This window comes from Paenibacillus sp. PvR133 (genome assembly GCF_017833155.1).
Taxonomy (GTDB): domain Bacteria; phylum Bacillota; class Bacilli; order Paenibacillales; family Paenibacillaceae; genus Paenibacillus; species Paenibacillus polymyxa_B.
Window position 1 is genome coordinate 5,016,324 of sequence record NZ_JAFIBS010000001.1, and the last position, 13,455, is coordinate 5,029,778.

At 48.0% G+C, this 13,455-nt stretch carries 1 protein-coding gene; it reads right to left on the reverse strand.

Translation table 11 applies throughout. From position 1 onward, the window contains the following. Positions 1–19: 19 nt before the first annotated feature. Complete coding sequence (locus JOE49_RS21990; RefSeq protein WP_209942835.1) at positions 20–13,405, reverse strand: SDR family NAD(P)-dependent oxidoreductase; 13,386 nt, start codon at positions 13,403–13,405, stop codon at positions 20–22. Positions 13,406–13,455: the final 50 nt, after the last annotated feature.

The window sequence follows — 13,455 nt, forward strand, 5'->3', positions numbered from 1 at the left end:
CCCAGCACGTAGAAACTTCTCATTTACGTATACATATATTGAGGATTTCACTGGCAGCCTCATCAACAGACAGGGTATCGTTCATCATTTCATCCAAGAGTCTGCCGCACAATATATCATCAAAGTCTACATCGCTCTCACCTTGCGAAAATAATGCATAGGCTTTTACTTGATCCTTGCTTTCAGAAGCCCAGTAATGCTCTTTAGCAAAAGGGTAGGTAGGCAGGCTGATACGGTGAGGCATCTTCCCTGTGTAAAGTTTTTCCCAATCCAAATTTATCCCTTTGGCCCACAGCTCCAAAAGCTTGGTATATTTCTTTTTGGAAATCCAAAGATCGATCATTTGTTGCAAGTCTTCGTCCCCCGAAAAAATAGACAACGATTCTCTGTTACGTTTAGCCTGTCCTCTATATAGGTTGAGCATGTTATGGCGTCCATCCACAAAACTCTTTAATTTTTCCTCAAGCTCTGCGGTAGATTCCACAAGTATGGCTAAACGCTCCTCCATCGCTTCGCGCCCCACCTGAAGCGTGTAAGCAATATCCGATAGGCTTGCGGAGAATAGCTGACCCTGAAGAGCATTCAGCAGCTGCCGTCCCTTTTCCTTAAGCTGCTCCTCGCTCTTGGCTGACAACACGATCATGACAGGTCCCTGAGAAGCGGATTCTGCTCCAGACTGTTCCTGATACTCGGGAATATACTCTTCAATCACGATATGGGCGTTTGCCCCGCCTGCACCAAAAGACGATATTCCAGCCCGTCTTGGATATTCTTTTGTGATTCCATCAGTTGTAATTACCGGTCTCTTCCATTCCTCCAGGCTTTGCTGAACGATAAATGGAGTATTGTTGAAATTAATTTCAGGGTTCAACTTTCTTGAATGTAAGGATGGTACTAGCTGGCTGTGCTTTAGCTGCAACAATATTTTAGTCACTCCTGCAATGCCTGCTGCACTCTCACAATGGCCTATATTAGATTTGACCGCCCCTATGGCGCAGAACTGCTTATCCTTTGTGAATTTTTCGAAAGCCCTTGTCAGTCCTGCAATTTCAATAGGATCTCCCAGAGCTGTACCGGTTCCGTGGGCTTCAATATAACTGACTGTCCTTGCATCGACATCCGCACGCTGGAGCGCTTCTTCAATCAACCAGGATTGAGCTTGAGGGCTAGGTACTGTATAACCGCTGGTTTTACCTGAAGCATTAAGCATGCTCCCTTTGATTACTCCATAAATATGGTCGCCATCTGCAATCGCCTTCTCCAACGGCTTCAACACGATCGCGCCGACACCCTCTCCGTCGACGAATCCATCTGCCTGATCTCCGAATGACTTACATTCACCCGTTTTAGAAAGCATCGTCATAGCCGACAGCTTGATATAGTGGATAGGGTCTACAATCAAGTTGACTCCCCCGGCAATGGCACACTCGCTTGTACCGCTATACAGGCTTTCCAAAGCCAAATGGATCGCCGTCAATGAGGAAGAGCAAGCGGTATCTAAGGACATACTCGGACCTTGGAAATCCAAATGATAGGAAACCCGATTCGAGATGGAATTATATTGAGGTCCCAAACCGTAATTCCCGTTCATAACGCCTGCAAATACACCGACTCTTCTACTCTCACAAAGATTGGCAGGGGTATACCCAGCATCCTCTATGCTTGCATATGCTGCTTCCAGGAAAAGTCTTTCCTGCGGATCCATTGTTTCGGCTTCTGCGGGAGAAATCTTAAAAAATAGCGGATCGAATAAATCAATGCCTTCGATAAAACCGCCCGATTTCGTATAGATTGTGCCCCTTTTCCCTTTTTCTTGGTCAAAGTAGGTCTTCCAATCCCAACGGTCTTTCGGAATTTCAGTTATGCAATTTTTACCTTCTCTTAGATTATTCCAATATTCCTCTATATCACGAGCTCCCGGATAGCGTCCTGACATCCCAACAATCGCAACATCCCTAATTTTGGAGGATCGTGTCGTTGGCTTTTCCTTTGTGCTGTCAGAAGGCTTAAGGAAACGCCCTCCCCGGTCAAACTTCATTGGGACAGTAGCGAGTAATTGTGAAGCAGGGACCTCTTCAACTCTGGAAGTCTCTTCGGTCAACTCCTGTTCCTTCATTCCTACCAGCTTCTTCAACGAGTCCTTTTGCGTTTGAAGAAGGTATGCTACTAGATCATCTATGGTGTTGTACTCAAAAAACAGCGTGCTGGCAAAATCCTCGATGACTTCACGCAAAACATTTGTGATTTGCACAACCAATATCGAGTCGATTCCATACTCTTCCAGGGCAACCGTTGAGTCGATACTTCCCGGTTCCATTTTTAGCGTCTCACCAAGCAAATGTTTAAAGTACGCCGTACTTTTTTCACGCAGCACATGTTCTACCTCTATTTTGGGTTGAGTTCGTTGCTTCACTGATACCGTTTCTACGGTTCTTTTCTCTATCAATATTGATCTTCGTTTGTGCTGTCGCTTTTGCCGAACCAAGCCATCGCTTTGGGCTGCAACAATCTGCTGGCCCCAATCATGCGCCTCTTGCGCCGGGAAGAACGCTGCATGGAAACCTTCTTTGTCCAGTACGGTTTCCCATATTTGAGGGTGAAGCCCTGGGCATCCAGGAATACGCCATTCCGGATCCTCATACGCCCACCAGCCATCTAGCAATCCGAAGGTAAGGTGGGTAAACACGCTACTACCTGTGATTTCATTGAGCAGGAGCAAGCCGTTGCTTTTCAAAACCGCTTTAGCATTACGTAACGCCTGGCGGATGTCTTTTGCGGTATGAAGTACATTAGCGGCAATGACAATATCATATTTACCCGTCTCAACACCTTGCCCAGCAATAGGTTCTTCAACATTAAAAATCTGGTAGCTGAGATACGGATTATGCGGCCCATACTCTTTTTCCGCGTGCATCAAAAAGGCTTTGGAAATATCGGTATAGCAATATTCCTGAATGTGTTTGCGGTATGGGCGCAATTTCAGGAATAGCGTGGCACTGGTCCCTCCGGTGCCCGCGCCGATTTCCAGAATTCTGATTTCCGCAGCGGCGTCGGCCATAATCCTCTCCTGGATATAAGCGGCAGTAGTATCGGCAAGTACTTCATTAAAGTAGTCCACCACCAGATTGTTCTTATAAATTCCTTCCACTAGTTCCATTGAGGAATTGGGAAAGATGACTTCAGTCGCAGGCGATTTTCCGGTAAGCACTTCCGGTAAAGCCCGTAGCGTTGTCTCAACCAAATTAACCCTTGCTCTCATCTGCGGATATTGTAGCCATGTACGCTTGCGCTCTTCCCATTCCTGCCAGACATCATCTCGATCCGTCAAGCTGGAGTTTCTACCTGATAGGTCGTTATCCATCTGTGTCAAAATCTCCATGCTCTCTTTCAGCCATTTGCCATATAGCTCAGGTAGTCCGAGTTTATTTTTGAACTCGTCGACGGACTGACGATCTGTCCCTGATAACCCCATGGACAAGAGCTGCTCCCGCAACAACCTGCTTAGGAGATGTTCCATCTCCCTTTCCTGGAGGTCGCCCATATCATCTGCAGCATAGTTTTCGATAAAATGGCTTCTTGATTGTATTGCTGTAGCAATATTTTCCTGTATATCCCTGAGATTCGGATCCGAATTAGGCGGGTAGAGATCAATCTCTTCCGTCGGATTAGTCCCTTCCATCTCCAGATGTCTTGTTGTTTTCATAAGCCCCATTTGGTCTATCGGTGAGGCAAGAAGCGTCTCAAGCGCCTCCATCCCCTCCTGTGGGTCAATGAGCCCAACACCTATTTGCGCCAGTCTGGAGTAATTTTCTACCTCCTGCCCTCCATTTTGAGAGGCATTGTTTTCGCCGCTCCCCCAGTATCCCCAGTTCATGACCTTCACCGGACAACGCCATTCCTGCGAAAGACGATGCGCAAACGCGTCTTTAAAGGTACTTCCGGCAGCATAGCTACTTTGTCCCGGATTCTTTACATAGGTAATCATGGAAGAGAAGAACAATACGAAATCCAACGGCTCATTTTGGAAGACCTGAGCCATGCGTACACTGACATCAACCTTTGCTGAAAGCCCTGACCGGAGCTCTTCCTCCGTCAAATCTTCCAAGCCCTTCTCCAAAAATGAAATAGCTGAGTGCACCACTCCGTTTATGTTGGAGTACTGCTGTTTTATTTCCTCATATGCCCGCTGCAGCTCCCTTTCGTCTGCTACATCCGCCGTGATATAGCATGGAACAGGTCCCAGGCCTTCAAATCCGTCCAGTTTGGCCTGGATAGAGGCATCCTTTTGCCTTCTGCCTAGCCACACCATCTGGGCCTGGTAGGTACAGGCCATATACTTGCTCCAAGCCTCTCCGATAGTGCCGGCACCCCCGATGACCACATAGACGCCTCCGGTTTTGTATAGCGTCTGTCCTTTTAAACCTGAAGTCTGTTTGAATGGGACCAAGTGCTGCCGGTACCACTGCCCATTTCTGTAAACCCACATCCGTCCTTGTCGGTCCGAAGGCAGCGTAAACATATCCGATAGCGGCCAGTCATCATCGGATTGCAGGTCAAGGATACGGATTTTCCAGTTCGGATATTCTTTGGCCATGGTGCCTACCAGCCCATGAAGACTTGCGTGAGTCGGGTTGACTGTATCGTTCTGATCCATCGGCTGAGCTTGATTGGTTATCGTTGTCCAGCCTAGCTTTTTCGTCCCGTATCCCAATAAAAGCATCGCTTTGACCATTCTAAAGAAGAGAAGGACTCCCTGCTCCTGTTCCTTGATCAAGGACTCGGCAGTCACCGATTCGACGAAAGCACAGGGTGCAATCCACAGAATATGGTCAACGGCTCCATATTCTTCTACCTTTGAGGCAACTGTTTCAATGCAATCGTGCGCTTGAAGCTCCAAGAAATGCGCCCTAGGATAATACTCCCGGATGGCCTGTCTGTCTTTGTCAGTACCACCTGCAATGACCAATCGGTCTGTCGGTGACGGGGAAACGACATCTTTTTTTACAGCAGCAGGGTCCCATTTCGGGATGAGCATTACGGATCCTACAAGCGGGTCGGCGGCACTTTCTCCTGCCGCTGCGCCTTGTGCATTTTCAATGCCGACTTCTCCTTCCAGCGCCCGGGTGGATAATCCTGTTATTCTGACGCAAATAGTTCCTTCCTCATCACACAAGTCAATATTAAGCTTCTGTACCTTGTCTTCTTTCTTGCTGCCCTCGCTGTATTGAATCAACGACCACATGGTCGGGGTGCATGCCCCATAAATCTCAAACTCTTGGAGGGCAAACGGCATGTGAGGCGTAGCTGGTACAGCGCTACCCGGTAGCCCTCCGTTCTCTTGGCCCATGATTAGCCCGATCGATGCATGCAAGGCCGAATCCAGCAAGCTGGGGTGAAGGACCAAGCTGTTCGTCATATTAGAAATAAAGGAAGGCAATGCCAGCTTGGCTAGCACCCTGCCCGGATGTGTATATACCTTCTCCACACATCTGTATGCCGGGCCATAATCCATTCCCATTTCCTCGAAGATTTCGTAACATTGCGATCCGTTAAACCTGTGTTGACCAAAATCTGCCTGTAACGCCTTAAGGTTTAGTGTCGGTTTTTGCTCTACGCAAACCTGCACCGCATCACCTTGGCTATGCACGGTATGCCCTCTTTCGCTTCCTGCTTGCCCGCTATACACTTCAAAGCTGATTTTTCCGGTGTCTTCCAGGGATAGCCTGGTGTGTACAGGAACTGGCTGGTTGTCCACCACAATGGGCCGAATCCAGTTTACATTTTTCAAACGGATTCCTGTTGTGCTGTTGTCCATATCTCCTGTGGAACGTTCTACAGCCGCCCGTACCATCTCAAGATAGGCTACGCCAGGCAGAACCTTTTGGCCTTTCACAACATGATCCTTGAGGAAAAATTCCTCGCCTGTAAACGTTGAACTGAACCGCTGCTCCAGAAAGTCTGAAGTGTTCTGATGCAGTAAAGGTGTCAAAAAGGATGATTGGGACGAAGCGGCTTCTGTTATTGCGGCGCTCTTTTCCTCATGTACGGGTATCCAATAGCTTTCTCTGGCAAAAGGATAGGTTGGCAGACTCATCCTGCGAGGCTTCACATCCTCATAAAGCTTGTTCCAATCCAAAATCAGTCCCGTAACCCAAAGTTCAGCGAGCTTTCCATACTTCCCTTTGTCCACCCATGCATCAATCATTTTAGCCATATCTTCATCGACTTCCTGAGTGACAAGCCCTCCTCTATTACGCTTTACCTGTCCTCTATACAGTTCTTCTACGCCTTCTTTTTTTTGTAGGAAGCCTTCCAATTTCCAGTCAAGCTCTTGGATGGATTTTGCAATGATCGCCAGACGTTCGTCCATCGCATCTCGCCCGATTTGCAGCGTGTAGGCGATATCTGAGAGACTTGTATGCGGGTCATTCAGCTCTCTGATTGCAGACAGCAATCTTTGCACCTGCTCGTCCAGCCTTTCCTTATTTTTGGCCGACAACACGACTATGACAGGATTCAGGGATACAGGCGCAGCTTGCTGCTGACTAGCTTCTTCTGGAATATATTCTTCGATAACCACATGAGCGTTAGAGCCCCCAGCACCAAAGGCCGATACTCCTGCTGCCCTTGGGTATTCTCTGGTTTCACCGTTGATAGCAACTACTGGTCTTTTCCACTCTTCTAACCCCTGCTGAACTTTAAAGGGACTATCGCTGAAGTCGATATTGGGATTTAAGGTACTTGCATGCAGCGAAGGCACGATTTGTTTATATTTCAACTGCAAAAGCACCTTTGTCACCGCGGCGATACCAGCAGCACTCTCACAATGCCCGATATTAGACTTCGCCGACCCGATTGAACAGAACTGCTTATCGCCGGTATATTTCCGGAAGGCCTTCTGTAAGCCTGCAATTTCAATCGGGTCTCCCAGTGGAGTTCCTGTTCCATGGGCTTCTATATAGCTGATGGTTCTGGGGTTGATTCCTGCCTCCTTAATTGCCTGACCAATCACACGGGCCTGTGCGTTGGGGTTAGGTACGGTATAGCCGTTGGTTTTTCCCCCGTGGTTCACTGCAGTTCCTTTGATAACTCCATATATCCGGTCTCCGTCTGCTATGGCTTTGGCTAATGGCTTGAGCAGCAAAGCCCCGACTCCTTCTCCCGGTACATATCCGTCTCCCTGTCCGAAGCTTTCACATCTCCCATTGCTTGATGCAAAACTTCCCTGTCCCAACAATAGGTATTTGTTAGGATGGATGGAGACGTTGACCCCTCCTGCTACTGCCAGTTCGCATTCTCCATGCTGTAGTCCATGACAGGCCATATGAATTGATGTCAGTGACGAGGAGCACATGGTATCTACAGCGATACTTGGCCCTTGAAAATTACAAAAATACGATACCCGGTTGGCAACCGCCGAGGCATTCCCGAGAAGTCCAATCATCCTTCCCTTGGCTTGTTCCTGGGCTCCATAGAGTTGATACTCATGGTACATCACTCCGACGTAAACCCCGACATTGCCTTCTATGCCGCCAAGCTCCCGCTCTGCACAAAGGGTTTCTCTCGTATAACCTGCATCCTCTATCGTTTCATAAACGCATTCCAGGAATAAGCGCTCCTGCGGGTCCATCGTTTCCGCTTCCCTTGGCGAAATATTGAAAAACAACGGGTCAAACCAGTCCACTCCATCGATGAACCCTCCCCACTTGCTGTAGGTTTTTCCGGGCTTGCCTCTGTTTTCATTAAAGTACAGACTGTGATCCCAGCGTTCCTTGGGAATCTCTGTAATGCAATCCTTTCCATCCCTTAGGTTGTCCCAGAACTCTCGGATACCCAATGCTCCCGGATATCTCCCCGACACGCCGATAATTGCAATGTCTAATGCCTTCTTCTCCTGATGTGGTTGTATACCTGTCGGGAAAAGCCATGGACGCCTACGATTAGCCGATATCGAGACTAAAGGCTCTATCGTTGCTTTTATAGGTACTTTCGGGCCTGCATCAGGAGCCGTATTCTTCTCTGTCGCTTCTACAGCATCAATCAGCCGACCGCGATACGATTCAAGGAAATAACCCGTCAATGACCGGAGATTCTGGTATTCAAAAAATAATGTTTTCGGTAATGAGCCGAAAGTCTTTTCCAATTCATTGGTAAGCTGCATAACCAGTATGGAGTCAATCCCATACCTGTCCATTGGTGCATTTACATCTATACTTTCAGCGGGCAGCTTGATCACGGTTGAAAGTACCGTTTTCAAATAACCCTCCGCTTTTTCCCTTAGCGATTCTTCTCCGTTAAACGGTGCTCCCCCACTTTCTATTACAGATCGGCCTGAGACATCAGTTTCCGAGAGCTGGCCTAGAATTGCCGCTTTAATCCTTTGGGGGTATCCTTCGATCACCATAACCTGACTTCTGCCGGAAGACAGGCTTTGATACAAAGCTTTGATTCCATTCTCCGTTTGCATGGCAATCATGCCCAGGCCTTGCATCGCCCTTTCCGTTTCCAGGTCGACATGCATGCCTCCATCCTTCCACAGAGGCCAGTTTATCGACAGCGTTTGCCCCTGGCGCTGCTTTGCTGTCACCAAAGCATTTCGATAGGAGGCATACGCATCCATGAAGCCATTAGCAGCGGAGTAGTCAACCTGTCCTACATTGCCAAGGCTTCCTGCGCCAGAAGAAAATAAGATAAAGAAGTCCAGAGGCAGGTCTCTGCTGGCCTGGTCCAGATTCATCACCCCTGAGACCTTCGGAATCAGCACTTCTCTAACCTCTTCTTTAGTCTTCTTGATGATGAAGTTGTCCCGAATCACTCCGGCTGTGTGCAAAATACCGTTAAGACCGCCAAATTGCTTGACGATGCCATGAATTAGCCCGGTAACCGATTCGTTGTGGCCCACATCTGCCTGTTGATACTCTATATGACCGCCCAGCGCTCTCAGTTCGCTTAACAGAGCCTTTTGGTCCGCAGAAAGTGATGACCGACCCACCAATACGACGGTGGAGTTTTTCACATTGCGCACAATGTCTCTGGCAAAAATAAGCCCCAGGCCACCTAAGCCACCAGTAATGAGATAGGTCCCACCATCTCTCCACGGCAGGTCTGCATCTTCACGTAAGGCTTCAATTTCTTGCCACATTAAAGCCTGTCGTTTGTCCCCTTGGTACCGTATCCGTTCGTTATGCAGGCCACTCCGGTTCCCTTGTAGTTTCTCAATGATTCCTTCGACATTATCCTCTACATCAAGCTCAAGCAGCTGACCCATGACATTCGGATTTTCTTTTTGAGCGGTTTTCAGCATTGCAAAGAGCCCGGAATAAACCTGTTGGTCCTTCCGAGCGCGGGTTGCAAGCTGTATCAAAACTTTCTGTTTGGGGATGTCTAGCAGGATGCTTTGCAATTCTTCAAATATCTGAATGGTATAATCTTCAAACCGACTGTCCATATCCATGCTGGAGGACTGTAAAACAAGGCAGCGAGTACCATCCATGTGGGCTTCAATATCCTCCCCGGAGATACCATCCACTTCACACAGGATCACAACATGCTGGATATCTTCGTTAGCGTTCACCCCTGTGGTGACAGGTGTCTCCTGCCAGACAGGCTCAAGCATCAGTGTACCCATATCCTCAGTGATGCTGGCTTGCCCCACATCTCCTTCCAAAGCTCTGGATAAAAGTCCTTTGAGCTGCACGCAAATCTTTCCGGTCTCATCGCACAGATCAATATCCACCTTGCTTAATCCATTCGACGTCTCTTCACTCCCATCGTGAGAGATCCGGGCCCACATCACTGGAGTGCATTTTTCGGAAATCTTCAGTTCCTCCAAAGCAAAGGGTAACGCTGGCTTGCCTACAGGCAAATTTTCTTCCGAACCCATTACCAAGCCGATTGTGGCCTGCAAAGTTGAATCCATCAAGGCTGGATGCAGTACAAATTCAGTTTGAGTATGGAGTACAGAGGATGGTAGGGACAGCTTGGCCAGCACGTAATCCTTTTCTCGAAAGATTGCCTCAATGCCACGGTGTGCGGGTCCATAGTCTATCCCCATGGCTTTGAAAGCTTCATAGCATTGGCTTGAAGAAAGTGGTGTGCGGGTACAGTCTGCCCGTAAGACATTCAGGTCCAGATACTGTAGCTCGCCAGCCCTCTCCAGCACAGCCATTCCCTGACTGTGTATAATACCTTCAGCGTCGGCCCCTTCCATCCCGCTGCATATTTCAAACGCAATCTCTCCATTGTCCTGGGGATATAGACTGATGAGTACCCTGACCGGTCCGTCTGCTACAACCACAGGCCGAGCCCATACGATATTTTTCAGCTGAATATGGGTCTCGCTTTCTACTACGGCCCCCACTGCCTCTTCTACAGCTGCTCGCACCATTTCGAGGTAAGCCACCCCGGGTAATGTTTGTTGGCCCTTGATTCTGTGGTCCGACAGGAAAAATTCCCGGCCTGTAAAAGTAGAGCTATAACGTTGTCCGGAGAGATCGGAAATATTCTGATGCAATAAAGGATGAATTTGGGCAGTCACAGCCAGATTTACACTGCCTTGCCCAGTGTCTGTTTCGGATAACCAATAGCGTGCCCTTTCAAAAGGATAGGTCGGCAGACTGATTCGTCTGGGCTTGATATCTCCATAAAGTGCGTTCCATTCAATGCTTGCGCCATTGGCCCACAATTTGGCTACCTTATCAAGTCTTTTCTTCTCAGTCCAGGCCCGAACCAGGGTTCCAGTGTCTTCGTCCGAATCCAAGAGTTCGATTCCGCCACCTGCATAGTTCACACGGCCGATCAGCACTTTTTCCGACGAGTTTCCGTTAATAAAATGTTCAAGTTCATCTATCAGATTTTCTCTTGAATCCGTCAAAAACGCGAGACGCCAGTCCATGGCCTCTCTTCCCACTTGCAAGGTATAGGTCAGGTCCGTGAGATTAACGCTTTCGTGCAACTTAACAAAATTCATCATATCTGCTGCATAGGTTTTCAAGGATTGTTCACTTTTAGCGGACAGCACAAATAGTCCCGGGTTGTCTTTACCCACTGGGGGTAGATTCACCGCAGAGACTACAGGAACATATTCTTCAATAACCATATGAGCGTTAGTGCCGCTAAATCCGAAAGAACTTACGCCCGCACGCCGGGGTACTCCCGGTTCGGGCTCCCAGCTTTGCAGGCTGGTGTTAATATAGAACGGACTATCCTCCAGAGAAATATGCTCATTTAAGGATTCGAAATGAATGGTAGGCGGCAATTGGTGGTGCTTTATGGCCAGCAGCACTTTCATCACACTGGCCACTCCGGCCGCAGTCATCATATGACCCATATTGCTTTTCAGTGACCCCAATGCGCAATAGCCCTTCTTGCTTGTATAGGATCGGAATGATTCCGTAAGTCCCTCCACCTCGATAGGATCACCCAGCTTTGTTCCTGTTCCGTGGGCCTCTATCATGGAGATGGTTTCGGGATGAATGTTAAACCGTCGATATACGTCTTTTTCCAGCGAGATTTGTGAATTTACACTTGGGGCAGTTATTCCGTTGGTTTTTCCATCCTGGTTCATTCCCCATCCCCGAATAACTCCATATATGGAGTCCTTGTCTCTGACTGCATCAGAGAGCCGTTTTAATAAAATGACCCCAACTCCTTCTCCGGGGACAAACCCGTTTGCACGGGCATCAAAGGTAAAGCACCGTCCATCCTTGGACAGCATTCCTGCCTTGCTAGTCATAACATGCATCCCCGGACCAGCCATAATCATGACTCCGCCTGCCAAAGCAAGGTCACTTGTTTCTAAAAGGAGACTGTTGCAGGCTTCAGCAATAGCCACCAGAGAGGAAGAGCATGCGGTATCAATAGCCAAAGAAGGACCTTTCAAATTTAGCAGATACGAAATCCGAGCGGATAGAATTGAAGGCGACCCTCCCATAAGAACCTGCGCATTTAGCCCCTGCCCACTCATGGACCTCCCATAATCACTGGCTGCACAACCTACAAAAACACCGCAACGGCTCTCCGACAGTGAGGCTGGATTTAATCCAGCATCTTCAATGCATTTCCAGCTGCTTTCAAGAAATAGGCGCTGTTGAGGATCCATCATCTCTGCTTCTGCAGGGGATATATTAAAGAACAACGGGTCAAATTTATCTACATCCTCTAAAACACCCATCCATTTGCTATAGGTTTTTCCCTGAGCCTTGGGATCGGTATCGTAATATTCATCGATTGACCATCGCGTTGAAGGGATTTCCGATATACAATCCCTGCCCTGAGCCAGATTGTCCCAAAATTCAGCCAAAGTCCCTGATTCCGGGAATTGCCCTGCCATACCAATAATTGCGATAGACTCCTTATGTTCCTGACCGCGCGGCATATCTGGCATAGCTTTTTTAGAATCAGCATGCTTGACCGTTTTGTGGGAATCATTGCTATTCGGCAGCTGTCCATAGGCGAATTGAATCCGTTCTTTAACTTCTTGCTGATTCACAAACGTTTTATCCTGCATTTTTATTTCTTTTTCAATAGTAGCCGCCAGCTTTTCTCTTATCGATTGGGCCATATGGTTTTTCAGCTCAATTAATGACTCCCTGGGAGACTCGGACAGTTTTCTTGCCAGCTGCATGGCGTACGGCACCACTTCATTTCTCGGCACTACCGGAAAAGGAACCCCTTTGGTTTCCAGTTCCGAACCACTATATCTAGTACCTGTAAATAAAATTTCCTGTGCCATACTAACCCCGAATTTCTCAGGGAAAATCAGGGTCGAACCCGCTCCGGGAGTAAAGCCGTACTTCATAAAGTTAGTAGTATAGATGCTTTCCCGACTCATCACGATAAAATCGCAAAACATCCCCATGCACCAGCCAGCACCAATCCCATGTCCCTGCATAGCAGCGATGACGGGCAGCTTGCAATCCAAAGCAATCTTGTAAACATTGGTATCGCTATATTTCGCCTTTCCCTCATGGATAGCCAGCAACCCCTCTTGGGTGCCTCCTGTGGCAAAGTAGGTGTCATATCCCGTCAGAATCACAACTTTATAATTCTCGTTAGCCTGCACTGTCTCAAACGCCTGATTCAGGCCGATAATTAGTTCATCGGAAAATGTATTTTTGTGCGCCGTGTCCTTCATTTTCAACAAGACAATCCCGTGCTCAAATTCCTGCAATTCAACCACAGACTGTACCTTCATTTGGGGGGCGCTTATCTCCTGCCCATCCTCCGACGTGTGGAAGCTGTCCAATGGTTGCAACGTGAAAGCCCGTCCTTCTGATAATTCCTGTGGACTGGCTTCCAATGATTCATCCGGGAGCTCGCCAATAAATTGAAGCAATTGTTTTTCAGCATCTTCATAATTGATTTCCCCTGCTTGCACCGCACGAAAAATATCTTTTGAATCCATAAACATGTCCTCCTAGCTGTATGAAATAGGACAAATATCGTGTTGGCTGT